26 protein-coding genes are annotated in these 24608 nt (G+C 70.0%); 17 read left to right on the forward strand and 9 right to left on the reverse strand.

Annotated features, from left to right (window positions below):
• Positions 1-82: 82 nt before the first annotated feature.
• The gene (locus ABD332_RS35600) at positions 83-961 is read right to left on the reverse strand and encodes an alpha/beta fold hydrolase (RefSeq protein ID WP_344507071.1); all 879 of its coding nucleotides are present in this window, start codon (positions 959-961) and stop codon (positions 83-85) included.
• A 105-nt stretch (positions 962-1066) separates the two neighbouring features.
• Here ABD332_RS35600 and ABD332_RS35605 point away from each other — a divergent pair, with 105 nt between their 5' ends.
• Together ABD332_RS35605 and ABD332_RS35610 are read left to right on the forward strand one after the other, a co-directional pair.
• On the forward strand, positions 1067-3037 hold the full coding sequence (locus ABD332_RS35605) for an AfsR/SARP family transcriptional regulator (RefSeq protein WP_344507073.1): 1971 nt from the start codon (positions 1067-1069) through the stop codon (positions 3035-3037).
• A gap of 370 nt (positions 3038-3407) precedes the next feature.
• Complete coding sequence (locus ABD332_RS35610; RefSeq protein ID WP_344507075.1) at positions 3408-3677, forward strand: hypothetical protein; 270 nt, start codon at positions 3408-3410, stop codon at positions 3675-3677.
• Positions 3678-3925: 248 nt separating this feature from the next.
• Here ABD332_RS35610 and ABD332_RS35615 read toward each other — a convergent pair whose 3' ends face one another.
• Positions 3926-4408 (reverse strand): hypothetical protein, encoded by a 483-nt coding sequence (locus ABD332_RS35615; protein ID WP_344507077.1) that lies wholly within the window; start codon positions 4406-4408, stop codon positions 3926-3928.
• A gap of 249 nt (positions 4409-4657) precedes the next feature.
• Here ABD332_RS35615 and ABD332_RS35620 point away from each other — a divergent pair, with 249 nt between their 5' ends.
• The 6 genes from ABD332_RS35620 (at position 4658) to ABD332_RS35645 (ending at position 9752) form a co-directional block, all read left to right on the forward strand.
• Positions 4658-5164, forward strand: a complete 507-nt coding sequence (locus ABD332_RS35620) for a hypothetical protein (protein ID WP_344507079.1) — start codon at positions 4658-4660, stop codon at positions 5162-5164.
• Positions 5165-5354: 190 nt separating this feature from the next.
• Positions 5355-5579 carry a hypothetical protein gene (locus tag ABD332_RS35625; RefSeq protein ID WP_344507081.1) on the forward strand — a complete coding sequence of 75 codons (225 nt, stop codon included), beginning with the start codon at positions 5355-5357 and terminating at the stop codon, positions 5577-5579.
• A gap of 1161 nt (positions 5580-6740) precedes the next feature.
• Positions 6741-7322: a TetR/AcrR family transcriptional regulator gene (locus tag ABD332_RS35630; RefSeq protein WP_344507083.1), complete on the forward strand. Its 582-nt coding sequence runs from the start codon at positions 6741-6743 to the stop codon at positions 7320-7322.
• A gap of 22 nt (positions 7323-7344) precedes the next feature.
• Positions 7345-8481, forward strand: coding sequence for a glycosyltransferase (locus ABD332_RS35635; RefSeq protein WP_344507085.1), 1137 nt, complete (start codon positions 7345-7347; stop codon positions 8479-8481).
• Between the two features lie 167 nt (positions 8482-8648).
• Positions 8649-8921 (forward strand): hypothetical protein, encoded by a 273-nt coding sequence (locus ABD332_RS35640; RefSeq protein WP_344507087.1) that lies wholly within the window; start codon positions 8649-8651, stop codon positions 8919-8921.
• Between the two features lie 132 nt (positions 8922-9053).
• Positions 9054-9752: a hypothetical protein gene (locus tag ABD332_RS35645; RefSeq protein WP_344507089.1), complete on the forward strand. Its 699-nt coding sequence runs from the start codon at positions 9054-9056 to the stop codon at positions 9750-9752.
• 150 nt (positions 9753-9902) lie between these two features.
• Here the strand turns inward: ABD332_RS35645 and ABD332_RS35650 are convergent, their stop codons facing one another.
• The 5 genes from ABD332_RS35650 to ABD332_RS35670 form a co-directional block, all read right to left on the reverse strand.
• On the reverse strand, positions 9903-10538 hold the full coding sequence (locus tag ABD332_RS35650) for a LysE family translocator (protein WP_344507091.1): 636 nt from the start codon (positions 10536-10538) through the stop codon (positions 9903-9905).
• A gap of 48 nt (positions 10539-10586) precedes the next feature.
• Positions 10587-11036 (reverse strand): GNAT family N-acetyltransferase, encoded by a 450-nt coding sequence (locus ABD332_RS35655; RefSeq protein ID WP_344507092.1) that lies wholly within the window; start codon positions 11034-11036, stop codon positions 10587-10589.
• Positions 11037-11207: 171 nt separating this feature from the next.
• Positions 11208-11873: an SDR family NAD(P)-dependent oxidoreductase gene (locus ABD332_RS35660; protein WP_344507094.1), complete on the reverse strand. Its 666-nt coding sequence runs from the start codon at positions 11871-11873 to the stop codon at positions 11208-11210.
• A 71-nt stretch (positions 11874-11944) separates the two neighbouring features.
• Positions 11945-12472, reverse strand: coding sequence for a MarR family winged helix-turn-helix transcriptional regulator (locus tag ABD332_RS35665; protein ID WP_344507096.1), 528 nt, complete (start codon positions 12470-12472; stop codon positions 11945-11947).
• Between the two features lie 190 nt (positions 12473-12662).
• A complete protein-coding gene (locus ABD332_RS35670; protein WP_344507098.1) occupies positions 12663-13568 on the reverse strand; it encodes a helix-turn-helix transcriptional regulator in 906 nt (301 codons plus the stop codon).
• 167 nt (positions 13569-13735) lie between these two features.
• On the opposite strand from ABD332_RS35670, the gene ABD332_RS35675 reads away from it, so the two are divergent.
• The 5 genes from ABD332_RS35675 (at position 13736) to ABD332_RS35695 (ending at position 17598) form a co-directional block, all read left to right on the forward strand.
• Positions 13736-14782, forward strand: coding sequence for an NAD(P)-dependent alcohol dehydrogenase (locus ABD332_RS35675; protein WP_344507100.1), 1047 nt, complete (start codon positions 13736-13738; stop codon positions 14780-14782).
• Positions 14783-15175: 393 nt separating this feature from the next.
• On the forward strand, positions 15176-15646 hold the full coding sequence (locus ABD332_RS35680; protein WP_344507102.1) for a hypothetical protein: 471 nt from the start codon (positions 15176-15178) through the stop codon (positions 15644-15646).
• Between the two features lie 368 nt (positions 15647-16014).
• The gene (locus tag ABD332_RS35685; protein ID WP_344507104.1) at positions 16015-16536 is read left to right on the forward strand and encodes a DUF3592 domain-containing protein; all 522 of its coding nucleotides are present in this window, start codon (positions 16015-16017) and stop codon (positions 16534-16536) included.
• Positions 16537-16549: 13 nt separating this feature from the next.
• A complete protein-coding gene (locus ABD332_RS35690) occupies positions 16550-17182 on the forward strand; it encodes a hypothetical protein (RefSeq protein WP_344507106.1) in 633 nt (210 codons plus the stop codon).
• Between the two features lie 182 nt (positions 17183-17364).
• Positions 17365-17598 (forward strand): cold shock domain-containing protein, encoded by a 234-nt coding sequence (locus ABD332_RS35695; RefSeq protein WP_344507108.1) that lies wholly within the window; start codon positions 17365-17367, stop codon positions 17596-17598.
• 31 nt (positions 17599-17629) lie between these two features.
• Here ABD332_RS35695 and ABD332_RS35700 read toward each other — a convergent pair whose 3' ends face one another.
• Entirely contained in the window at positions 17630-18211 is a 582-nt protein-coding gene (locus ABD332_RS35700) for an HD domain-containing protein (protein WP_344507110.1), read from the reverse strand.
• Between the two features lie 113 nt (positions 18212-18324).
• On the opposite strand from ABD332_RS35700, the gene ABD332_RS35705 reads away from it, so the two are divergent.
• Genes ABD332_RS35705 through ABD332_RS35715 form a run of 3 tightly spaced genes read left to right on the forward strand, consistent with a single transcriptional unit; the run spans position 18325 to position 22335 of the window.
• Positions 18325-19728, forward strand: a complete 1404-nt coding sequence (locus ABD332_RS35705) for an FGGY family carbohydrate kinase (RefSeq protein WP_344507263.1) — start codon at positions 18325-18327, stop codon at positions 19726-19728.
• Positions 19725-21113: an NAD(P)/FAD-dependent oxidoreductase gene (locus ABD332_RS35710; protein ID WP_344507112.1), complete on the forward strand. Its 1389-nt coding sequence runs from the start codon at positions 19725-19727 to the stop codon at positions 21111-21113. The genes ABD332_RS35705 and ABD332_RS35710 overlap by 4 nt, the downstream gene beginning before the upstream one ends.
• A complete protein-coding gene (locus tag ABD332_RS35715; RefSeq protein ID WP_344507114.1) occupies positions 21106-22335 on the forward strand; it encodes an NAD(P)/FAD-dependent oxidoreductase in 1230 nt (409 codons plus the stop codon). The genes ABD332_RS35710 and ABD332_RS35715 overlap by 8 nt, the downstream gene beginning before the upstream one ends.
• A 21-nt stretch (positions 22336-22356) precedes the next feature.
• On the opposite strand, the gene ABD332_RS35720 is transcribed toward ABD332_RS35715, so the two are convergent.
• Complete coding sequence (locus ABD332_RS35720; protein WP_344507116.1) at positions 22357-22893, reverse strand: hypothetical protein; 537 nt, start codon at positions 22891-22893, stop codon at positions 22357-22359.
• Between the two features lie 958 nt (positions 22894-23851).
• Between ABD332_RS35720 and ABD332_RS35725 the strand changes: the two genes are divergently transcribed.
• Positions 23852-24538: a hypothetical protein gene (locus ABD332_RS35725; protein WP_344507118.1), complete on the forward strand. Its 687-nt coding sequence runs from the start codon at positions 23852-23854 to the stop codon at positions 24536-24538.
• Positions 24539-24608 lie beyond the last annotated feature (70 nt).

The following is a 24608-nucleotide window of genomic DNA, read 5'->3' on the forward strand; positions in this document are numbered from 1 at the left end:
GGTGATCATGGCCGCGATGCCTGAGCAGTTGGCCACCGCCGAATTGAGCGCGTCACCGCGCTGTCGGCGTGCAGGCGATTCGCTACCGGGCGAGCAGGGAGCGAAGCACTTTGATGATCTCGTCAGGTGCTTCCTCGGCCATGAAGTGCCCGGCCGTGGTGGTGCGGTGCTCCAGATCGGTGGCCCAGGTGCGCCACAGCGCGGCGGCGTCGTAGCCGAGTGCGGCTCCCCAGTCCTGCTGGACGACGGTGACCGGCATGGTCAGCCGGCTCCCGGCTGCCCGGTCGGCTTGGTCGTGTTCGATGTCGATGCCGGCCGAGGCGCGGTAGTCGGCGATGATGGAGGGAACCGCCTCCCGGGATGCCTTCAGGTACTCCGCCCGCAGGTCCGCAGGAATGGCCTGCGGGCTCTGCGCCCATACGTCGAGAAAGTAACCGAAGAAGGCGTCCGCACTGGCGCTGATCATCTGCTCGGGCAGGCCGGGTGGCTGGGCCATCAGGTACAGGTGGAACGCGACCGCGGCGGTAGTCCCGTGCAGGATGTCCCACATGTCCAGGGTCGGCAGGACATCGAGGATGGCGAGGTGGGTGATCGTAGCGGGATGATCGAGGCCGGCGCGGATGGCGACAAGGGCACCGCGGTCGTGTCCCGCCAGAGCGAAGCGCTCGTGGCCGAGCTTGCCGGCGAGGGTGACGACGTCGGCGGCCATGGTCCGCTTGGAGTACGTGTCGCCGTCGCACGCATCGGGCTTGTCGCTGGCGCCGTAGCCGCGCAGGTCGGGACAGATCACGGTGTGGTCGGCGGCCAGGTCGGCGGCGACGTGCCGCCACATGACGTGGGTCTGCGGAAAGCCGTGCAACAGCACGATCGGGCGGCCCGTACCTCCCACCGCTACGTTGAGTGTCACGTCATCGTCGACCGCGACACGCTGGTAGCCGAACCCGGGAATGGCAAAAGTCATGATCGTCCTCTTCTCGTCGGGTGGACGATGTCAGCGTGCCGGTCGCGGATGAGCAAACGATGAGCGCGACAGGTTGTGCCCAGGCGCGGAAGGACGGTTCGATCAGTGCAGGTCAGGTTCGGTGTTCTCGGGCCGGTTGTCGCCTGGGACGGCGTCGGCGCGCCGATAGACCTGAAAGGGCCGAAACACCGCGCGGTGCTGGCGCGGCTCGTCATCGCGCGCGGCCGGGTCGTACCGGTCGGCCACCTCGTCGACGACCTGTGGCAGGAGCCTCCACCGGGCGCGGTCGGCGCGATCCGCACGTTCGTAGCGGCGCTGCGGCGCGCGCTGGAGCCGCAGCGTCCACCGCGCGAGCCGGCTCGGTTGCTGGTCACCGAGGGCCCGGGCTACGCGCTTCGGGCGGCGCCCGACGCGGTCGACGCCTGGCGGTTCGAGGACGCGGTCGCCGCCGCGTCCACGGCGCCCCCGCACGAGACACTCGAGCGGCTCGATCGTGCCCTGAGCTGGTGGCGGGGGCCGGCGTTCGCCGGCTTCGACGACGAGCCGTGGGCCCGCGTCGAGCGCTCCCGCCTCGAACAGCTACGGCTGAATGCGATCGAGCAGCGGGCCGAGGCGCGACTGGCTGTCGGGCGTGCCTCCGACGTCGTACCGGATCTCGACGCGCACGTGGCCGAGCATCCGTGGCGGGAGGAGGCGTGGCGGCTGCTGGCGCTTGCGCTGTCCCGCGCGGGGCGGCAGGGTGATGCACTTGCGGTACTGCGCCGAGCCCGCGGCCTACTCCTGGAACAGCTCGGCATCGATCCGGGCCCGCGACTGCGTCGCCTGGAGACCGACATCCTCCGCCAGGCCGACCGGGTCAGCGAAGGTCCCGGTTCCCTGGGACCGGAACGGGTCTGGGCGGAGACCGCGGCGGCATACGACCGTACCGTGGCGTCCGGTTCCGGGGCTCGACTGGAGTCCACCGTCGGTTTGCTGCGAAGTCTCGCCGTGACGGGGGCGAGCGGACTCGAGGCGGCGCGGGAGCAGCGGATCGCCGCCATCGCCGCGGCCGAGCAGCTGGGCGATCCCGAGCTCACCGCCCGGGTAATCGGCGGCTACGACGTACCCGCGATCTGGACACGCTCGGATGATCCGGCGCAGGCGGCGCAGATCGTCGCCGCGGCCGAGCGGGCCCTGACCGCCGTTCACCCCGGCTCGTCCGAGACCACCCGAGCTCGCCTGCTGGCCACGATCGCGGTGGAGTCACGCGGTACGCGCGCGGCGCGCGGGCCCGAGGCGGCCCGGGAGGCGGAGCGGATCGCGCGCCACCTGGGCGACCCGGCCCTGCTGGCCTTCGCCCTGAACGGCGTGTTCATGCAGACCTTTCACCGCGCGGGCCTGGCTCCCGAGCGGGACGAGATCGGTGCGGAGTTGGTCGCGCTCTCCGCCCGGCACGGCCTGGCGACGTTCGAGATCCTCGGTCATCTCGTCCGGCTACAGGCCCGCAGCGCGCTCGCGGACTTCGCCACCGGCGACCAGCACGCCGCCGCAGCGGACCGGCTCGCCGAGCGGCACGACCGCCCGCTGGTCGGCGTGCTCACCCAGTGGTACCGCGCATTGCGACTCGCCGCGACCGGGCCGTCGCCACAGGCCGCGGAAGCCGCCTACCGCGACGCCGCGGCACAGCTCGCCAACGCCGGCATGCCCGGTGTCGAGCGGGGCCTCCTACCGCTGGCCCTGCTGTGCCTGCGCGTGTGGCACGGCGAGCCGATCCGCTTCGAAGATGACACCGACTGGGGCCCTTACACACCCTGGGTGCGCCCGCTCGTCCTGCTGGCCCGGGACCGCCGGGCCAATGCCACCGCGGCACTGCGTCAGGCCCCGGATCCGCCGCGCGATCTGCTGTTCGAGGCCCTGTGGTGCCTCACCGCCAAGGCCGCAATCGCCCTGAACGACCGGACGGCGATGAAACGCGCCCGGACCGAACTCACGCCGGCCGCCAACGAGCTGGCCGGGGCCGGCAGCGGCATGCTCACCGCCGGCCCCGTCGCACGCCATCTCGACCACCTCAACGCGGCCCTCAGCCGCACCCGATGAGCCGGACAGCTGGGCCATGACATCCAGGTCGCTCCCGATCGCCAGGCCACCACGAGTACGGCCCTCCCGCATCGCGTTCGGCCTGCCGCCAACGACCGCCGGGTCCAGCAGTAGTGCCAGACCGTCGTTTTCGCCCGCAGAGAGCGTGAAGACACGAACCGGCGTGCCCGCCGCTGTGAGCAGGTCGTTCATGACGGCGAGGGGGCGAACGGTCGCCTCGAGCCACGGCGAGTTGTAGCGCCAATCGTCGTGACGTCCGCTCACGCCGCACCTGGTGCTCGTTCGCAGGCCCAGCGAATTCAGACTCTCACCCTCCGCCACCTTCTGGATCGCGTTCGGTCGGCCAGGTCGCGGTGGGTAGGTTGAGGGCATGTCCCGGGAACCCAGGCCCGTAACGTCGCTCAGCGGTTTCGTCATCAAGGTCGAGGCCGACCACGACGCGCCGTTCACGGTGATGTTCGAGCCGACCGGCATGACCTACGACCTGGTCGGCGGCCAGTCCATGACCGCCGTGGTCGAGGACGCCAGCGCCGACAACGAGGTCCGGATCGTCAACTGGGACGGCGGTGTCTCGATCTGGCCGCCCGGCAACGTCGTCACCTACGACGCCGACGGCAACGAACTGCACTTCCTGAACTGACTCCTACGGCGGCAATGCGCCCGTCGAGCACCTCGGGGCGAAGCTCGACGAGGTCGAGGCATGTGCGGCGGGCGAGGCGCGCGGAAACTGCGACCGCAACCAATGGCCAGACCGTGGGCGAAGCAGGCTGCCTTGAGATCACGTGCGCTGTGATGCCGCTGGGCGCGCGACGCGACTTGATCGGGTGCGCGCCATGGCAATCCGAGTTCACCTGCTCAATGCCGCTGTGGCGAGAGACGACCCACGGCTCATGGCAGCGGCTGCATGATGACCGCAAGCAGGACCATGATCGGGAAGTGCTTGTCGACCTGGCCGAGGACGACGCATACCGTACGGTCGCCGCGCCGCCATGTGTCTGCGTGATGGCCGAACGAGCAGTACGTGAGGTCCTGGATCACCGTCGGCAGCGCTTCACCGGCGATGAGCCGGTCGAAGTCGCGATCGAACGAATAGGTCTGCGGCTCGCCCCAAGCGGCAGTAAGTGTGCTGACGACCGCGCCGCGCCGCCGCTCAAAATCGTCTTCGACCTCGGCCCACCGCTCCCCCGGCGCATCCTCAAGGATCTCGCTCGACGCGAGAGGCGCGAAGTGACGATCCGGTCCACTCTGCGCCTGGCCGACGACCCAGTTGTCGGCTCCGGTCGGCGTGGTCGGGAACGGACGCGCCGTCAGTTCTTCGGCCAGCGCCACCCACCGGGCCGGCTCGACGGACGGGTCCGGCTCATCATGCACGGCCGCAATGTAGCAATGGCGCAACCACACCGCCCAGTGACCGGCGTGCACACATCTGCCGCGACGGGCTCGACGACGTTTGCAGGACCGGCGCCTGACAGGCCCATGCAGTAGCGGGAGTCGGTGGCGCTGGCAGCGGACGTCACGAACACCCGGCCGTTGCGGACGATCACCACCACCGTGCGTTGACATCGGTCGATACGGCCGATGCATGCCGGAGGAGCGGGATCGACGGGTTTCGAGGCGGCGTTGGCCGAGTTCGTGGCATTGCGCGGAGAGCTGGATGAGATCGCCCGGGGCCAGCGCCAGATCTTGATTCTGAACGTGACGGCGGCGGGTGCGTTGTTCGGGTTCGTGCTGTCGAACGCTGTGCCGACGAAGCTCCTGCTGGTCGCGCCGTTCGTGTCGGTCGCACTTGGGTTGCTGTACCAGCAGTACACCGTGCACGCGAAGGGCGTCGGCGCGTACATCGACGAACATGTCCGGCCCGTCATCGTCGAGACGGCCGGCGACGACCGGCTGTGGCGGTGGCAGCGGTACCTGACGCAGGACATGTATCCGGGGTGGCGCAGTCGGTTCGCGATGTGGATGGCGTTTCTCATGCTGGTCCCTGCGGTGCCGGTGTTCGGCCTGGCCTGGATGCTGCCGTCGCTGGATTCGTTCTGGACCTGGTCGGTGTGGTCGGTGGGTGTCGTCATGGTGGCGGCACATGTGACGAGTTGGTTCGTTGAGAGCCGCGGCGTCGAGTGGATCTGACGAGCCTGATGGGGTCCATTGCATTGGGGCGCTCCCTGGTCAGGCAGGCTTGACCGGTGAAGCTCCAGATCGGCCGACGTGCGTCCCCGTCGCCACGGGCGGCGTTCGCCGGATTCCGGTTTCCGCCCGACATGATCATGGCCGCGGTTCAACTCAAGGACACTCGTGGATCACCGTCATCCCGGGCGAGGTGGCGGCGCGGCTCGGTGGCGCCGACGGGTTGCGGGCCAGCGGCGCGTTCCACGAGGTCGTGGCGCTGCCCCCGGGTGGTGTCTGGGCGCAGGCGACCGGGCGGCTGGCCGGCTACGACCATGCCGCCGCCCGGCGGGTGTTCGACGTTCTGCGGTCAGTGCTTCCACCGGGCTGGCCGACACCGGCGGCGGGAGTCGGCCCGCTCGTCGAGGAGGCTCCCTGACCAGCGACCATCATCGCTCATCTGATGGCCGGTGTACCGCGCGACGACGCCCGCGAGCGCATCCGCGCGGTATCGACCATCTGCTGCAACGATGACGGGCGGACCGGCTATTTGACCGTCCGGAAGGGGCCAAGGGCGAGGGCGTCCGGAGTCAAAGTTCTGTCCGGCGGCGCCACCATGGAAGGTAGGCGGGCGTGAAGGGATCGGGAACCGTCACGGCACGGTAGCGCGCGTCCAGCGTCGCCACGATCGGCCAGAGCTGTCGGCGTGCTGGTCGACGGAGTTCGGCGAGCAGAGCCTCCAGCAACGCACGATCGTCGGCAAAAGGTGGGCTGAACTGCCATCCGTAACGCCATCGGTCTGGCCGCGGGCATCGGGCCCAACCGGTCCACCGAAGCAACGCTCGTGCGACCTGGTCGGAGTCGAGGCCGTGACGACGTTCAAAGTCGCGTATCTGGTGCTCGGTCGAGGTTGACAGACTGGCGGGCAACGGCACGCGTGATGCGGGGACCAGATACCAGCGGCGGCGGCAGGACGACTGCATCCTGATCTGACTCGCTGACCGGCGAGGCATGAACACTTCCAGCATCAGCAATGTCGTTACATCATGCCACTGCTGCGTGCTGGCGTAACACCCGCGTCGAAGCGCTGAAGCCCCGCTTCCTCGCTGTGATCACGCGCCAGACATCTCCAGCGGCATCGCACCTCTGATCAGGTGTCCGGTCATGCCGCGGGTCTCGCGCGTCGAGGTCCTGTAGATCGTCACGCTTCGTGGCGGTGGACAGGCACATCGAATCACGGCTTCGGCGCTCGCTCGTGCCGAATTGAGGAACCCGGATCATGCAAGACCATCACTCTATCGACGTACGTGAATCATGGCCATCCGTATCTCGATATCGGCCCGCCGATCGCGCGCTGCGAGCACGCAGGTGTCCATCACGTTGTCCGTGAAGGCCCGGTGCGCCGGCTACCTCGGAGCGACCGCCGGTCGTTCGTCGTGGGCGTGCTGTAACCGCCACCTGCGGGCTGGCGCGCCGCTTGCCTGCTGGTCAGGCTCGCCGTAGCCATTCCGGTCGCCGGTTTGCCGGCCGGAGTGCGCCCTGCTATTTCGCGTTAGTACTCGTTGACATCAAATTCTCGCGCGGCGTAGCGTGAGCACGGATGGACGCCCCACGCACCTACACCATGCGGGCGCGCGCTGACGCGAAGGCGGCGACGCACCTGCGGGTGCTGCGCGCCGTGCTCGAGCTGAGCGAGGAGAAGATGACGATCGAGATCACGCTCGACGAGGTCGCCTCCCGCGCCGGCACGAGCGTGCAGACCGTGCTGCGGCACTTCGGCAGCCGGGACAACCTCCTCGACGAGGCGGTGCGGCTCGCCTCCGCCGACGTCGAGGAGGAGCGCCGCGCGCCGGTCGGCGACGTCGCCGGCGCGCTCGCGGTCATCGTCGCCCACTACGAGCGACGCGGTGACTATGTCCTGCGGCTGCTCGGCCAGGAGCACGACCCGCGCATCGCCGCCGTCGTCGGGCCGGGCAAACTGCTGCACCGCCGCTGGGTCGAGGACGTCTTCCGGCCGCAGCTCGACGCGGCGGGGGGCGACCGGGACACGCTGATTGACCTGCTCGTGGTCGCCACCGACGTCTACGCGTGGAAGCTGCTGCGCCGCGACCGCGGTCTCGACGCCGCGACCACGCAGGCCCGGATGCATGCCCTGGTCACCGCGATCCTCGTCGGCAAATGACCCGCAAGGAGGAGCGAGCACCGTGGACGCACTCTTCGCCACCGTCGACGCCGGCGGAAACCTGCCGCCCGCGCTCGGCATCGCCCGCGAGATCGTGCGGCGCGGCGGGAGCGCACGGTTCCTCGGCCACGAACCGCAGCGCGCCGCCATCGAGCGCGCCGGGTTCCGCTTCGAGACCGTGCGCGAGGGCCGGCAATACGATTCGGCGGCACCGCGCAGCACCCTGTCCGGCCTGCGCGACCTGACCGCGGTCTTCGCCGACCGGGGCATCGGCACCGACGCCGTCCGGCTGGCCCGCGCCGAGCCCACCGACGTGGTCGTCGTGGACTGCCTGCTGCTCGGCGCGCTCGACGAGCTCGTGCGGGCCGGCCTGCCGACCGTCTCGCTCGTGCACACCCTCTGGAGCTTCTTCCACGCCGAGGCGCGCGGCCCGGTCGGCGCGATCCTGCGCCTGCGCGGCATCCGGATGCGGCCCGTCCTGGCCTCGCCCGCGCTGAGCCTGGTGACGGTGCGCGCGGACTTCGAGCCGCCCGCGGGTCCGCCGGCACCCTCACGCGTGCATCACATCGGCCCGGTCTGGCAGGTGCCAGCAGGCGGCACGCCCCGCCCGGCCGAGCCCACCGCGCCGCCCCGCGTGCTCGTCAGCCTGAGCACCACCCGGTTCCCCGGTCAGGACAAAGCCCTGCAGCGGATCCTCGACGCCGTCGACGGTCTGGACACCGACGTGGTCGTCACCACCGGGCCCTCGATCGATCCGGCCTCCCTGCGGGTGCCGGGCAACGCCGCAGTCCACCGCTACCTCGACCACGCAACGGTCATGCCGGAAACGTCGCTGGTGATCGGCCATGGCGGGCACAGCACCACCGCCCGCGCCCTGTCCTATGGAATCCCGCTCCTCGTCCTGCCGATGCACCCGCTCATGGACCAGGCCGCCATCGGCCGCGCGCTGGTCCGGCACGACGCGGGCCGGATGCTGGCCAAGTCGGCGCGGCCGAAGACCATCCGCGCGGCCGTAACGGCGCTGCTCGCCGACGGCCCGCACCGCACGGCCGCGCGCCGGCTCGGGGAGCAGATCCGCGAGCGCGACGGCGCCGCCACCGCCGTTGACCTGCTGGAGCAGTTCAGCAACAGTCGAGCGGATCCGACGGGACGCCGGTGACCCGAGGTCGAGGATCACATTGCTGACCGCAGTGCTCAGCCTGAACGCCGACGCCAGGACTCCAAAAACCGACCCAATGACCGCGCCGACACTCCGTCTTAGCTTCCCGCAGACATCCATGATCCGGTAAGAAGCCGATGAGTGGGTGGTGGGGTCCAGCTGGCATCGTGGCGCACGTGATCGATCCAAGACGGCATGCATGGAAGGCGACCGCTCGCGTGCTGGTGCTCTACAACCCGAAGGGGCAGTGGCGTTACACCGTCTACAACGACAAGGGGGTCCTCGACGGCGTGCTTGATGCCTCAGCGGAGGCGGCCCCGGAGGAAGCGCAGGCACAACTGCTGGCCGTGGTTGAGGAGATCACCGAGCAGCGGTACGTCGCCAGGTGGGAGCAGAACCGGCCTCACTGGTGGTCGGCGGACCTGATCGTGACCTTGTGACACATGTGCTCATGTTCCGCCTGATCACGTGCGCACTCATGCCGCCGGACGAGCGCGCCGTCATCCGCGCCGGTGTGACTCTCCGTATGGGATGCGCAAGCCCGGGGAAGACCGGCGTTCACTGAACTGCCGATGAGCAGTCGTGGCGCTGTCGAGACAGTGTTCGGCTATCGTGCCGACGTGGACAGCGTGCTACTGCGTCGGCTGGCGGCACACCGCGGCGTCGCAGTGCCGGACCAGGAGCGGCTACCCGAGTTTGCCGACAACCTCGGATGGCGCCTCGCCGACATGCTCGCGATCGCCGGCCTGCCGACACCAGCCGATCTGATGCCGGCCGACCCCACCGCGAAACGCCAGGTCCAGAATGTGCTCCAGGGAACCTGCCGGCTGACCGCCGAGGAAATAGGTCCGATCCGCCAGTACGCCCGCGCACTGGCCCCATCACCCAACCCGCGCCAGCAGGCAGCGCCACCGGCGACCGTGACGTTCGGCGCGGTGCTCGAACGGCTCATGCTCGTCCGGAACCTCGACGACACGAGCGTGTGTCATGTCATCGGCTGGGCGGAGGCATTGCTCCGCCGGCTCATCCTCGGGTACTTCCCCCCAAAGCCGGTGTGGCTGCTCTACCTCGGCGACGTGCTCGACCTGCGCCCCGACGACCTGGCGGCGCTCAGTGCAGTGCCCACACCGTCAGGCAACGAGCCCACCCCGGACTACAGATCACACATCGGTGGACTGGTCTGGGACCTGACGTCGCTCTCGGCGGACGCCATCGAAGAGGTGGCAAGCTTCGTCGTACACATGCGGCATGACGCAACAGGCGACTGGTGATGCCATGTGAACGGTGGAACGCACTGCGCGAGGCGGTCGTCGAAACCGGCGACGGGCTCGTGCCGATGACGGAAGTTCGACTCGGTCCGAGCTGAGGGTTCCAGCTGATGGGCGCAGCGGCAGATCGAGCGAGGGGTGACTGGGATGGACTTACCTGGCGGTGGTGAACGCGAGCCGGACCCCGAGGCCGATCAGCGCCGTGCCGCTCATCCCGTCGATGAAACGACGTGCGGCCGGTCGGGAGAGCACCCGGCGAGCCGCGGCGACCAGATTCGCCACGGTGAGGAACCAGGCGGCCGTGATGACCACGGCGATCAGTGACAACGTCAGCATCGGGGCGAGGCCGGCATCGGCCGAAAGAAACTGGGGCAGGAGCGCGACAAAGAAGATCGCCGCCTTGGGGTTGAGCGCATTGCACAGCAGACCGTCACGGAACGATCCCCACAGACCTGAGCCAGCGGTGCGCTCGGCGTCTGGATCGGATCGGAAGTCGCGCGAGCGCCATGCCGAGCGCAGTGCGTTGACACCCAGGTAGACCAGATAGCCCGCGCCTACAAGCTTGATGATGGTGAAGGCGACGGAGCTCATGGCGACCAGTGCCGCAACGCCGGTGGCGGCGGCAATCGCCCAGGCGAAGACCCCGGCGGCGACGCCCACCGCTGTCGCCATGCCGTGCGCGCGGCCTGCAAGGGCCGAGCGGCGCATCACGACGGCGAAGTCCGGTCCAGGCGACATGGCACCGAGGGCGACAACGCCGCCGAAGGCCAGCACCTGCGCGGTTGTCATCACCGTTCCTCCCTCCGTTCCGCGGCGACGCGCGCCACGGCCGAGCCGTCACTGTGCTGCGTGCTCACGCAGCACCTTCCTCAGATAGGCCGCCGACTCCTCGTACCCGAGCGCGACGTAGAACAGCGCCGCCCGTCGGGTGGCAAGCGTGACGAGGCTGCAGTTCCGGCTCACGGCCCACCGTTCGAATGCCCCCATCAGCGTGCGGCCGATACCACGCCCACGACACTCAGCGCGAACCAGGATTTCCGCCACGGTGGCCACCGGCCCGTTCGCGTAGAACGTGATGTGGTCGAAGCCCACGAGGTAGCCAAGTGCGGTATCACCATCGACGGCAAGCAGCAGACAGGCATCATCCGTGTTCAGCAGGGCGGCGTAGTTGGCATCGAACCGCATTCGGGAGAACTGGAACGACTGTGCGAGCTGACTTGCAAGCTCGGCTACCGCCGCGGCGTCGCTGCTGGTGGCATGCCTCACCGAGACCGAGGGATCGTCCACCGCCACATTATCCACGATGCCCGTCGATCAGACGGGGGCTGCCTGGCCAACTGACCGTTGCAATGGCCAACGAACACCTCCGGCCGGTGACCACCGTCCCCGCTAAAGGCCACCGGCCCACCTCGTCGCCACCAACCACGGGAGGACGGTGGGCAGGTGATGGGCAGGTAGTCAGGCGCCGATGAAGTGCTCGGCCTGAGTTCGGGTGGTGTGCAAGGTCCAGTAGTCGAGGGCGATCTCGTCCGGCGCGCGATAGGGGACGCCGTCTGGGGCCTGGGTGCCGATCATCAGGTCGATGGCCACGCTCGCCACGTAGACGCCCTGGTCGGCGAGGGTGTTGTGCAGGTTGATGGCCCAGTTGCGCTGGCCGGCCTGGGCGATGTTGACGTCGGCGAGCATCGGGTACGGGTTGATCGCGCCGCCGCCAGTGGTGAACAGCACCGTGCCGGATCCGGCCACGATCATGGCGGGCAGCACCGCCTGGACCGCGGCGACCGCGCCGTACAGGAGGCTGTCGATCGGCTGACGCAGCGATTCGAGGGTCACGTCTTTGGGTGCGGTCATGGTCAGGCCCGCGTGCGGGGAATACTCCAGCACGTCGATCCGCCCGAACCGCGTGATCGCGTGCTGCAGCGCGGCGGTGACCTGGGCGGCGTCTGCGGCGTCGGCAGGGAACCCCTCTGCGGTGATCCCGACGGCGTTGAGTTCGGCGACCAGGACGTCGAGTTTGTCCTTGCTACGCGAGATGAGGGCGACATCGAATCCGTGGCCGCCGAAGACCTTGGCGATGGACAGACCGAGACCCGGCCCGGCTCCGACGATGGCGATGGTGGGCATGGCGAAGCTCCTTCAGAAGGTGCAGCCCCGGCCGGACGGCCGGGTGAGTGAGCATGCGCGACGCAGGCGGGTCAGCCGTGCTCGCCCGGCACGGCCGCGCCGGGCGGTGCCCATTCGGTGGGGCACGGCGCGTTCAGGGCGGCGAGCAGCCGCTGGGAGACGGCGCCGAGCTGACGTTGCTGTGCCTTGGTCAGCGGGTCGATGACCAGCCGGCGCACGGCGGCGACGTGGCGGGGCGCGGCGATCGCGACCTTGGCCATGCCGTCGCCGGTGAGCGTCGCCAGGGTGGCGCGCCCGTCGGCCGGGTCGGGGTGCCGGCTCACCCAGCCGCGCTTCTCCAGCCGGATCACCACGTTCGACAGCCGGGACAGCGTGCTGCCGACGTACTGGGCGACCTCGCTCATCCGCAGCGTGCGCTCCGGCGCCATCGACAACGCGGACAGCACCACGTACTCGAAGTGGGAGATGCCCGCGTCCCGCTGCATCTGCGCCTCCAGTGCGGCGGGCAGTTGGGTCAGCACGTAGGCGAACGCATACCAGTGCTGCTGCTCATCGGGGTCGAGCCACTGCGGCTCTGCGACCTCCGGGGCGTCGTCCATCACCCCAACATACTCCAAGCGTGAAGCATCTCCAACCCGCGTTTACTCTTTGCTTGAAGGAAACTGCGCATAGGTTTCAGTACACGCTTGAAGTATATTGGAAGGGACAGCAAGGGCCGATGAACGTCGTCTTGTGATCATCACAGGTGGGTTCGAACGGGCCGGTGGGCGGTGCCGCGGTGTCGGTTGGTCAGCCGCGCTCGGACTTGGCGCTGCGGTTGGTGGGCGCTTCGGATGCTGCCCAGCTGGCGAGGAGGTGGAGGGCGTCTTCGCTGGGGGTGCCTGGTTCGGCGGTGTACATGAGCAGGGTCTGGCCGGGGTCGGCGGCGAGGGGGGTGGCTTCGTAGGGTAGTTCGAGGTCGCCGACGACGGGGTGGTGGACGCGTTTGACGCCGGTGGTGTGGAGCCGGACGTCGTGGCGGGCCCAGCGGATGCGGAAGTCTTCGCTGCGGGTGGAGAGCTCCCCGACGAGTGCGGTGAGGTCGCTGTCGCAGGGGTTGCGGCCGGCCTCGGCGCGCAGCAGGTTGGCGGAATCGTTGGCGATCTTGTCCCAGTCGTGCCAGAAGGTGCGGGCGGCCGGGTTGAGGAACGCGAACCGTGCGGTGTTGACCGGCCGGACCGGGTCGTCGTACATGGGGGCGTAGAGGGCACGGCCGAGGGCGTTGGTGCCGATGACGTCCAGACGGCCGGAGTAGACGACGGCCGGGGTGGTGGTCATCGAGTCGAGGATGCGCTGGATCGGTGGGCGCAGGCTTTGTCGGGCGGTGACGAGCTTGAGGGGGCGGGTGCCGCCGCTGGCGCGGACCAGGTCGAGGAGGTGGGCGCGTTCGGCCTCGTTGAGCTGCAGTGCGTGGTTGATGCCGTCGAGGACGGATTCGGACACGCCGTGGGCTTCGCCGCGTTCAAGGCGGATGTAGTACTCGACGCTGATCCCGGCGAGGGTGGCGACCTCCCCCCGGCGCAGGCCCTTGACCCGGCGGTTGCCGCCGAAGACGGGAAGGCCCGCCTGTTCGGGCGTGAGCCGCGCCCGGCGGGTGGCCAGGAACTCGCGCAGCTGCTGGCGCACGTCGGCGGCGACCTTCTTGGGTTCTCCCACGTCATCTACGGTACGAGGTCGGCAATCGGCGAAGGAGTCACTGGCGGTACCCCTCTCGCAGACTCTGCCACCGCCGCGCCGACCCAGGTTTCCTGGAAGAAGCCCAGCGGTCGGCCATCGCACGCCGGCCACCGTCGTTCGTCGAGTTCATTGGAGTTCCGTTCGTCATGCCTACGACCGTCGCTGCCTACGCCGCGCTGTCCGCCACCGAACCGCTCAGGCCGCACCCGATCGAACTGCGCGATGTCGGGCCGCTCGATGTGCGGATCGACATCAGGTTCGCCGGGATCTGCCACTCCGACATCCACACCGTGCGCAGCGAGTGGGGCCCGGCCAACTACCCGGTCGTGCCGGGTCACGAGATCGCCGGGATCGTGACCGAAGTCGGTGCGAACGTCACGAAGTTCGCCGTCGGTGACCGGGTCGGCGTCGGCTGCCTCGTCGACTCCTGCGGCGAATGCTCCAGCTGCGAACGCGGCGAGGAGCAGTACTGCCTCAACGGCAGCACCCCCACCTACAACGGCGTCGGCCGGGACGGGCTGCCCACCCAAGGCGGCTACGCCCAGTCCGTCGTCGTCACCGAGCGATTCGTCTGCCGCATCCCCGACGGCATCGGCCTGGACGTCGCGGCGCCGCTGCTGTGCGCCGGGATCACCACCTTCTCGCCGCTGCAACGGTGGGGCGCCGGGCCGGGCAAGCGGGTCGCCGTCGTCGGCCTCGGCGGGCTGGGGCACATGGCGGTCAAGCTCGCCCACGCGATGGGCGCCGACGTCACCGTACTGTCGCAGTCGCTGAAGAAGCGCGAGGACGGCCTGGCGCTCGGCGCGTCCGGCTACTACGCCACCGCCGACCCGGACACGTTCACCGCCCTGGCCCGGACGTTCGACCTGATCATCAACACGGTCAGCGCCCCGGTCGACCTGGACGCCTACCTGTCGCTGCTGGTCGTCGACGGGGTGCTGGTCAGTGTCGGCGGACCGCCCGAGCCGATGCAGGTGCACTCCGGTTCGCTGAGCCTGCAACGGCGCATCCTCACCGGCTCGATCATCGGCGGGCTGCCGCAGACGCAGGAGATGCTCGACTTCTGCGCCGAGCACGGCATCGGCGCCGACATCGAGGTCATCGGCATCGACCAGGTCAACGACGCCTACGAACGGGTCCTCGCCTCCGACGTGCGGTACCGGTTCGTGATCGACACGGCCACCCTGACCTGACCGCCCCACCCAAGCGCCGGTCGGCGGGCACCCGCGACGCCCGCCGACCCGAGCCGCGCCCGCAAGAAGCGGCCGGACCGCAGTTGATCTGGCTCAGCGTCGGCGCCTTGCTGTACGTCGGCGCCTTCGGCATCCTCGCCTTATCCAGCAGATTCACCGCACGCTCCGACACCATCCAGCCCAACGGCGTCCACACCAGCGGCGACAAACTACCGCGTAGCACTCAGCACGACCTGCTGCCCGCTTCCAGCTAACACACCCCGCACCTTGCGCAGACTCAGGTGCGGGGATTCCGCGAGTTCTGCTCGGCTCTCGGGCCGGCCTCGTCGCCGAAGCAGGACTGCGCAGTGCGGATGGCCTTGACCGGCGCCGCCCCCGGTAGCGTGCCAACACATGAGCTATGACCTCACGTTCTTGCTGAAGGACTCGGCCTCACCGTCCGACGCTGAGGACGTCGAGGACGAGGGCTGGGACGACGATGACGACGACGAGGCGCTGGAGGCGCCGGACGGCGCGGCCTGGGAGCGCATCGTCGAGGAGTCGCGGAGCGTCCTGGGCGACGTCGACGTTCGTCGGCATGAGGGCTACTTCGAGCTCGACCACGAACCCACCGGCATTCAGGTCAGCCTGTACGCGGACGAGGCCGGCGTGACGGTCCCGTACTGGTATTCGGGGGCCGAGGCCGAGGCGATCGTCCGGGTGATGTATCAGATCGGCGAGATCGTGGAACGCTGCACGGGCATGGCCGGACGGGATGAGCAGGTCGGCCTGCCGGTGGCCGACGCTGCTGGCCGGCAGCAGCTCGCGGTCTCCATCTTCAACCACGTGTCGGGCACGGTTGTCCAGCCCCAAGCTGAGGAGTAGAGCGCCGCGGAGCGGTCGGCCTGAAGGAGTGCCGCGACGCGTCCCAGTCAGCGTGCCGGCGGTCGGCGATGCGATGGAGCCGCTTCGGTCGCGCCAGGCGAAGGCCTGTTCATGGGTGGCGTGACACTCCCCCTGGCGTTGGCAGACCTGGGACTGATCGACGATACGTGTTCGTTGTACAGCCGGTCCTCGCCGGACACGGACCGACATTGCTCACCGGCCTGCGCGAACGCATCCAGCTCGAGCTCGTGGACCGCCACGAGTTCCGGTCGGGGGTGGTCGCCCTGCGATACCGGCCCACGCGAGCAACGGCTTGACGTGACTTGTCCTGACACGTTGGCCGCTGCCTCGCGACGGATAATGAGCGCATGGCCGGGAAGCGGAAACGGCGACGACGGTTGCGGCCGGACGATCAGGCGACGAGGTTGAACAGGCTGAAAACGCGCCCCACGCTGCCCAGGCGACGCCGCGCACGGCACAGCTCGCCATACGCCAACACGAAGGAGTGGGCCGGCATCGTCTTGGCCACCGTCGCCGGGCTGGTGTTCGTGTGCATCGCGCTCCAGATGCACTACGACCATCGGATCCTGCAGCAACGTGGGCTGGTCACCACGGGCGAAATCGTGTCGGTGTCGTACACCAAGGGCGGCGCTTTCGCGGAAGTTCGGTTCACCACCGCCGACGGAAGGACCGTCCAGGCCGACGTGTCGAACACTGGCGATGCGACCGAGGTCAAGGTGGGCGCGCGGATGGAGGTCCGGTACGACCCGAAGGACCCGACCGGCCGGGTGGAAGACCCGAACGGCGACGGGAGCACCCGCTGGATGGTGGGAATCGGCGGAGTCGTGCTCCTGGCCGGCGCCGCCTACGGCACCTCCCGCGTCGCGTAGTTAGGTGGACACGGTGCGTAAGTGGATTGCTGTGGCGGCTGTGGTGCTGCTCGGCGGATGCGCAAGTCCCGCGGCAGGCAACGATGCAGTGGTGGCGACCGCGTACGAGGGGTCGTCGGTGCCCTTCGACAGCCTCAAGGCCTTCGTCGCCGAGCGTCCGGTCATTGCGACCGGGACGGTGACCGCCGTGAACGACGTGGCCTACGAGGTACCGGTCGACCCGAACGCCGAGGGCAACATCCCCGGCGAAGGGCCAGAGGTTTACGGGTCGATCTCGTTCAAGCTCGACTCCGTCATCAAGGGCGACATCAAGCCCGGTGCCACGCTCACGATCGTGTACCTGAGCGGCAAGTGGAACAAAGAAGACAAGAAGGGTCCCCGCCTGGGGTACACCCATGACAAGTTGGCGAACGTACAGAAGGCCGACTCGCGGCTCAAGAGTCCGACCGAACTGGCCGGCACCGCGTTCGCGATTTTTGCGGCACCGAAGCCGGCCACGGTGCCGGTGAAGGCCGCCGGGCTGTACGTCGCCGGCATCGCCACGGTCGATGCGAGCGGACAACTCAAATTCGCAGGTCCGTCACCGTTCGTGTCCAAAACGAATACGCCAGCGACGCTCGATGACGTGAAGGCCGCTCTCGGCTGACGCGTCGCACGGAGATCCGGTCGCGCGCGTCGCGACCGGATCGGGACCCGAACTGGCGAACATCGAACCCCGCGAGATCTCGCTGGTCCCGGAACTCAGCGGCATCTGGTGCCCAATCTCCGCGGACAAAGCCAGAAACCAGAAACGCGTTGGTGGCGGCACGTCCGGCTTACGCTGCGCGGGTGACTGAGCAGGCGCGCACCGGCACGACGACGGCGACGACGCGGGAGTGGCGGATCGACGAGGGCTGGGGTGTCCTTGACTCGCCGGACACGCCGGGCGGGTGCTGGGCGCACTTCAGCGCCATCGACATGCCCGGGTTCCGGGCCCTGGAGCGGGGCCAGGTGGTCCGCCTCGACTGGGAGTCCCCCGGCCAGGACGGCTTCGACTACCGAGCCGTCCGCGTGGTCCCGTGACCGCGCGGCGACCTGAGCCGCGCGGAGGGTGCTACGCGGTGGCGAGGTGGAGGTGGTGCTCGACGCGGGCGGCGGTGGCGAGGATGTCAGGGGCGCGCAGGTGGTGGACACGGGCGTTGTCGGAGGTGGCGCCGTGGCGGGACAGCATCTCGGTCATGCGGGTGCGGACGTCGACGCGGGTGCCGTCCGGGCCGACGGTCTGGTCGGCGTAGGTGAGGGCGTCGGCGACCAGGGACAGCTCGCGCGGGAACTCCGCCAGCTCGTGGTGCAGGCCGCGGACCTCCGCGACGTAGCAGGCGCCCGAGTGGTGGGCGACCAGAGCGTTGATCCGGGCGGCCCAGCCGGCGCCCCGCAGGAACCGGGCGCCGTCCAGCGGGTGGAAGCCGGTGTCGCGCACGGGGTCGGCGTAGCCGATGTCGTGCAGCCAGGCGGCGGCGACGACGCGGTCGCGGTCGGCCGGGGACATCGCGGGGCCCAGGGCGGCGCAGAGCTCGACGGCCCGGGCGGCCACGCCCGCGGTGTGTGCCCAGCGCTGCGGCAGGTCGGTGAGCAGGGCCTCGGCGAGGTCCCTGGCCGCGGCGACGTCGACCCGCTGCCGCACCATGGTCGTCATACCTACGACCGTAGGACGCTGAACGCCCGGTGCCGAGATCCCGGAAGGGAGTTCGCGCCTGCTTCACCTGTTGTTCATCTTTAGGGAGCGAACGAGAACTGGTATACGTGACCATGCGCATTCTCGCGGTCGACCAGGGGACGTCGGGCACCAAGGCCGTGGTCACCGACGGCCGTGGGGCGGTGCTGGCGATCGCCGAGGAGCCGCTGCGGCCCTCGTACATCGGCGGCGGCGGTGTCGAGCAGGACCCGGGCGCGCTGCTGGAGTCGGTGCTCACCGCCGGCCGACGTGCCGCCGAGGGGCACCGGATCACCGCGGTCGCGCTCGCCAACCAGGGCGAGACGGTCCTCGCGTGGGACCGGGCGACCGGCGCGCCGCTCACGTCGGCGATCGTCTGGCAGGACCGGCGCGCGGAGGCGGTCTGTGACGCGCGGCGGGCCCACGAGACGACGGTCGCCGCCCGTACCGGACTGGTCCTCGACCCGTACTTCTCCGCGCCGAAGATGCGCTGGATCCGCGAGCACCTCACCACCGACGGTGTCGTCACCACCACCGACACGTGGCTGGTGCACCAGCTGTGCGGCGCGTTCGTCACGGACGCGTCCACGGCCAGCCGGTCGCTGCTGCTCGACCTCGACACGGGCGCGTGGAGCGGGGAGCTGCTCGACGTGTTCGGCCTCGGTGGGGAGGCGCTGCCGGAGGTCGTGGCGAGCGACGCGGTCGTCGGCACGACCACGGCGTTCGGCGGCGAGGTGCCGGTGACCGGGCTCATCGTCGACCAGCAGGCGGCGCTGCTCGCCGAGGCCTGTCTGCGGGCCGGGGAGGCGAAGTGCACGTACGGTACGGGCGCTTTCATGCTCGCCCAGCTCGGCGCGGCACCGAGAAGGTCGGCGCACGGCCTGTCGGCGTCGATCGCGTGGCGGCTGCGCGACCGGGTGGAGTACTGCCTCGACGGGCAGGTGTACACGGCCGCGTCCGCGGTGCGCTGGCTCGCCGACCTCGGGCTCATCGACGGCGCCGACCAGCTCGACACCGTCGCCGCCGACGACAACGGCGGCGTGCTGTGCGTGCCGGCGCTCGCCGGGCTCGCCGCGCCGTGGTGGGACGCCAGCGCGACCGCGCAGCTCACCGGCATGACGCTCAGCACCGGCCGCGGCCATCTCGTCCGAGCCGTCCTGGAAGGCGTGGCCGCGCAGGTCGCGGCGGTCGCGCGGCTCGCCGGCGACGACCTCGGCACGCCCCTGACGCGGCTGCGGGTCGACGGCGGGCTCACCCGCTCGCGGGTCCTCATGCAGGCGCAGGCGGACCTCGCGCAGCTGCCGGTCGAGGTGTACCCGTCGCCGCACGCGACCCCGCTCGGCGCCGCCGCCTGCGCCGCGCTCGCCCTCGACCCGGCACTGACCGCGGCGGACGTGACCGGCGGGTGGCAGCCGTCCGCGGTCTACGAGCCGCGATGGTCGCCGGACCGGGCCGCCGAGCACATGGCCCGCTTCCACGCCGCGGTCGAACACCGATGACCACCTACGACGTCGCGGTCATCGGCGGCGGCCTCGTCGGCGCGGCGATCGCCCGCATGCTCGGCGGCACCTCGCTCACCGTCGCGCTGGTCGAGGCCCGCGACGACGTCGGCGACGGCACCAGCAAGGCCAACACGGCGATCCTGCACACCGGGTTCGACGCCACCCCGGGCACGCTCGAGGCCCGTCTCGTCGCCCGCGGGTACACCATGCTCGGCGACTACGCGAAGGCCACCGGCATCCCGGTCGAGCGCACCGGCGCGCTGCTGGTCGCGTGGAACGACGAGCAGCTCGCGACGCTACCCGCACTGCGGACGAAGGCGGAGCGCAACGGGTACCTCGAGTGCGAGCTGGTCAGCGCCGCCGACATCTACGCGAGCGTCCCCGACCTCGGTACGGGCGCTCTCGGCGGTATGACCGTGCCCGGGGAGTCGATCACCTGCACGTGGACGACCAACCTGGCCCTCGCCACCGACGCCGTCAACCGCGGCGTGACGCTCCTGCTCGGGCACCGCGTCATGGCCGTCGACAGCACTCCCGATGCCGTTCGCCTCGTGTGTACGGGCGGCGACGTCACCGCACGCTGGGTGGTCAACGCGGCCGGGCTCGGCGCGGACACCGTCGACCGGCTGTTCGGCCACGAACGGTTCACCGTGACGCCGCGCCGCGGGGAGCTGTTCGTGTTCGACAAGGCGGCCCGGCCGCTGGTGCCGTGCATCGTGCTGCCCGTGCCGTCCAAGGTGGGCAAGGGCGTCCTGGTCAGCCCGACGGTCTACGGCAACGTCATGCTCGGCCCGACCGCGGAGGACCTCGACGACCGCACCGCGACCGGCACCTCCCCGGCGGGCCTCGACTTCCTGCTCGACAAGGGCCGCGCGCTGCTGCCGCGCCTCCTCGACGAGGAGGTCACCGCCACGTACGCCGGGCTGCGCGCCGCGATCGACCGCGACGACTACCTGATCGACGTCGACCCCGCGCGCCGGTACGTGCTCGTCGGCGGCATCCGCTCCACCGGCCTCACCGCCGGGATGGCGATCGCCGAGCACGTCGGCTCGCTGCTGTCCGGCCATCTGGACGTGACGCCCCGCGACGAACTGCCGGACCCGCCGCGCATGCCGAACCTCGGTGAGGCGTTCCCCCGCCCGTACCAGGACGCGGCCGCGATCGCCGCCGACCCCGAGTACGGGCGCGTCGTGTGCTTCTGCGAGCGGGTCACGATGGGCGAGATCCGCGACGCGTACACGTCCCCGATCCCGCCGGCGGATCTGAACGGCCTGCGCCGTCGTACACGGGCGATGAACGGCCGCTGCCAGGGCTTCTACTGCGGCGCCCAGCTCCGCGACCTGGTCGAGACGCTCGGAGGCACCGGTGGTGGGCATGAATGAGCACGTCAGGGTCGCGATCGTCGGCGGCGGGCCGGCCGGGCTCACCGCCGCCGCGGCCCTCGCCCGGCGGCTCGGCGACGGGGTCCTCGTCCTGGAGCGGGAGGCCGCGACCGGCGGCATCCCAAGACACAGCGCCCACCTCGGGTACGGCATCCGCGACCTTCGCCGCTTCGTCTCCGGCCCCGCCTACGCCCGCCACCTCACCGATGCCGCCTTGTCGGCCGGCGCCCGGCTGGAGACCGAGGCGACCGTCACCGGCTGGACCGGTGACCGCTCCCTCGAGGTCACCTCCCCCCGCGGCCGGCGCGTCATCACCGCCGATGCGGTCGTCCTCGCCACCGGCGCCCGCGAACGCCCGAGACCAGCCAGGCACATCCCCGGCGACCGCCCCGACGGCGTGTACACCACCGGCCAGCTCCAGCAGCTCGTCCACCTGTACCGGCGCGACATCGGCACCCGGGCGATCATCGTCGGTGCCGACCTCGTCAGCTGGTCCGCCGCCCTCACCCTGCGCCACGCCGGCTGCCGCCCCGCGCTCATGACCACCGAGTCGCCGCACGCGACGCTGCGCGTGCCGGGCCGGCTCGCGTTCGGCGTCCCCGTCCTGACCCGCACCCGCGTCACCGCCGTCAACGGCCACGGCCGCGTCGAGTCCGTCGACATCGAGGACCTGCGCACCGGCCGCCGCCACCGGGTCCCGTGCGACACCGTCGTCCTCACCGGCGACTGGATCCCCGAGCACGAGCTCGCCCGCACCGGCGGCCTCGCCCTCGACCCCGGCACCCGCGGCCCGCGCGTCGACACCACCCTCGCGACGAGCGTCCCGGGCGTGTTCGCGGCCGGCAACCTCCTGCACCCCGTCGACACCGCCGACCTGGCCGCCCTCGACGGCCGCCACGTCACCCCCGCCGTCCTGTCCTTCCTCGCCGGTGCCGCCGCTGATGTACGACCCGTCGCCCTGACCTGCGAGCCCCCGCTGCGCTGGGTCGCACCGCAGCGGTTCCACCCGACCGGCCCGCCCCCGGTCCGCGGCCGCCTCCAGCTGTGGACCGACACCTACCGCCGCTTCCCCCACGTCCTCGCCACCCAGGACGGCCACCGCATCGGCGCCGCCCGTCTCCCCTGGCCCGCCGCCCCCGGCCGCGTCTTCCGGGTCCCGTTCAGTCTCGTCACGGCCGCCGACCCCACCGGCGGCCCCGTGACCATCTCGCTCGCCTCCTGACGGGCTTCCGGGCGGCGTCCGTCAGAGGATCTGACTGACCTTGGTGGCGATGTCGACCAGCGCCCAGCCGGCGAACAGGGCCAAGGCGCCCCTGGCGATCCAGGCGACCACCGCCGGCATCCGCTGCCAGACGGTCTGGTCGCTGCCGATCCAGCGGTCGCCGAGCCACGTGACGAGGACCGTCGCGAGCAGCGGAATACAGAGAACGAGGGCCACGGCGACGAGCGGCGGGTCTAGCAGCGTGAAGTCGACACCGTCACTGTGGACCATCATCGACCCGATGACGAGCGTCGCTCCGAGCGGCACGCTGACCCGCCGCCACCACACTGGACCGAAGCGCAGACCCCGGATGGCAACCCAGACCAGCCCGCCGATCGCGCCGATGACGGTGCAGACCAGCATGAGGTTGACGGTGCCGGCAAGGGTGAACTGGCCCATGACGAAGCCGTCATCGCTCAGCACCCCGGTCGCCCGGGGATGGTTCATCCGGGCCAGCGCGAGCATGATCAGCCGCCCGCCGACACCCCCGGCGACCAGCCCGGCAACGCCACCGGCCAACACCGCGACCCCCAACCTGCGGACCCACTCAACCCCACTGGCCAGTGTCGATGTCTGCTCTTGCACGGTCATTCAACGCCTCCGACGCTCAGAGCCAGTGATCGTAGTTACCTGATCACCGCCTCCGTGTCGCCTTTGCGCGCCAGCCCCGTCCGCTGCTTGACACCCCGACGCCAGCCAGCGCCGCCAGGCCGTTGCGGACGGCCGGCGGCTCCTGCAGCCCGCCACCGTCACGACAGGCACCAGCTATTGACCAAGATGCAAGGCACCGGACGAGTCGAACCACGACGTCAAGTCACTGTCAGTAGGGGTTGACCGTCATGACGAGTAGTTGCGAGTCGCGCGCATCTGCCGATGTGCGTGCACGCTGACGCCGCTGCCGCCCGCAGAAACGATCGAAGATCAGGAGGTTGGCGGAGGCCCTGCGCCTTGCGGTCATGACCGATGATCGCACCATGAAGTACAGCCATGCGTGTCCCAAGTGTCATGCGTCGGACATCATTCGCATTCCAGGCCACACAGGTGCGTACGGATCCGGTAACAACATCCAGGTAGGCCAGTTCACAAGGCCTGTCCCGGTCGCCCGCTATGTATGCCTGAACTGCGGCTTCGTCGAAGAGTGGGTAGACGCGCCGCAGCACCTTGCCAAGCTTCGCGAAAAGTTCGGGCCGAGGAGCCCGGCGTGACGCCCTGGGTGTCCCGCCAGGTCGACCACTGGTGGCTGCACGCCCGCCCATCTTGCCGCGACCAGGCAAATCCAGCGGTCCATACCCTGTACCGGTGAGGCGCCTGGCAAGCCCTCTTGGTTTCCGCATCTGCCGCCGACCGTGCGCGCTGGCCAACTGTACGGCCATCACGGTCCGTAGGCTCGCTTGTCGTCTGCCGCATCTCCTGGACGCTCGCACATGCCGAGAGGCGGACGGTAAGCGCGTGCCGCGGCGTGTCGGAGAATTGGCTGATGTCGCAAGCGCACGTCCTTGTCTCCCCATCACCGCTGGGCGCGCGTGCGCAGGAGTTCCTGACCATGCACGCGCGGGTGGCTCCGCTCGAGCCGGGGCCGAGTGATGACGAGTGCCGGGCTGCGATGCGTTCGGTGCTCGGATACAGCGATGAGGGTATCCTGGCCACGTTTCGGCGTATTCAGCGTCGATACTCGGGATTGACCTACTTCAGCGTGTTTCGTCAAGCCGAGATCCTGTTCGAGCCCACATTCGAGGTCGATCTCGATGGACACGTCGTCTTTGCGTACGCCGTCATGGACGCCACGCCCGACGGCTGCCGCAGTGGATCTGTGCGCCCCGACGAAACGGTGTGGTTCGGCTTCCTGGACCGTGACGCGCCGGCGTTTCCCTCACTCGATCACTTTCTGGAGTGCGACGCCCTGCTCCACCACGCCCACCAACAGCGGCTCCTGTCCACGGAGACACCGCCGGACGCCAATGCCTACCTGACCGCCCTACGTGCCCGTCATCCACGCCTACGGCCGACGAACTCGGCGAGCGGATTCTCGGTGGGATGGTGGACCGATGATGAGAGGCCCGTGTGCATCAACGGACTCGAGGCGCGGCTGACGGCCGACGGACATGGCATGAGCCCGACGCCGACCGTCGTGACGACCTGGCTCATCGACGAATCCTCCCGATAGGGGCCACCCGCAGCCACGCCAGCGGTTCCGCATCCGCTCATAGCCGCCGACCGTGCGCGCTGGCCAACTG

This window comes from Dactylosporangium maewongense, assembly GCF_039531485.1.
Lineage (GTDB): Bacteria > Actinomycetota > Actinomycetes > Mycobacteriales > Micromonosporaceae > Dactylosporangium > Dactylosporangium maewongense.

Coding starts and splice junctions, on each gene's coding strand:
- ABD332_RS35600 (WP_344507071.1), bottom strand. CDS start 961: ATGACTTTTGCCATTCCCGGGTTCGGCTACCAGCGTGTCGCGGTCGAC.
- ABD332_RS35610 (WP_344507075.1), top strand. CDS start 3,408: ATGTCCCGGGAACCCAGGCCCGTAACGTCGCTCAGCGGTTTCGTCATC.
- ABD332_RS35630 (WP_344507083.1), top strand. CDS start 6,741: ATGGACGCCCCACGCACCTACACCATGCGGGCGCGCGCTGACGCGAAG.
- ABD332_RS35645 (WP_344507089.1), top strand. CDS start 9,054: ATGAGCAGTCGTGGCGCTGTCGAGACAGTGTTCGGCTATCGTGCCGAC.
- ABD332_RS35650 (WP_344507091.1), bottom strand. CDS start 10,538: ATGACAACCGCGCAGGTGCTGGCCTTCGGCGGCGTTGTCGCCCTCGGT.
- ABD332_RS35660 (WP_344507094.1), bottom strand. CDS start 11,873: ATGCCCACCATCGCCATCGTCGGAGCCGGGCCGGGTCTCGGTCTGTCC.
- ABD332_RS35665 (WP_344507096.1), bottom strand. CDS start 12,472: ATGGACGACGCCCCGGAGGTCGCAGAGCCGCAGTGGCTCGACCCCGAT.
- ABD332_RS35675 (WP_344507100.1), top strand. CDS start 13,736: ATGCCTACGACCGTCGCTGCCTACGCCGCGCTGTCCGCCACCGAACCG.
- ABD332_RS35680 (WP_344507102.1), top strand. CDS start 15,176: ATGAGCTATGACCTCACGTTCTTGCTGAAGGACTCGGCCTCACCGTCC.
- ABD332_RS35685 (WP_344507104.1), top strand. CDS start 16,015: ATGGCCGGGAAGCGGAAACGGCGACGACGGTTGCGGCCGGACGATCAG.
- ABD332_RS35700 (WP_344507110.1), bottom strand. CDS start 18,211: ATGACGACCATGGTGCGGCAGCGGGTCGACGTCGCCGCGGCCAGGGAC.
- ABD332_RS35705 (WP_344507263.1), top strand. CDS start 18,325: ATGCGCATTCTCGCGGTCGACCAGGGGACGTCGGGCACCAAGGCCGTG.
- ABD332_RS35710 (WP_344507112.1), top strand. CDS start 19,725: ATGACCACCTACGACGTCGCGGTCATCGGCGGCGGCCTCGTCGGCGCG.
- ABD332_RS35715 (WP_344507114.1), top strand. CDS start 21,106: ATGAATGAGCACGTCAGGGTCGCGATCGTCGGCGGCGGGCCGGCCGGG.
- ABD332_RS35725 (WP_344507118.1), top strand. CDS start 23,852: ATGTCGCAAGCGCACGTCCTTGTCTCCCCATCACCGCTGGGCGCGCGT.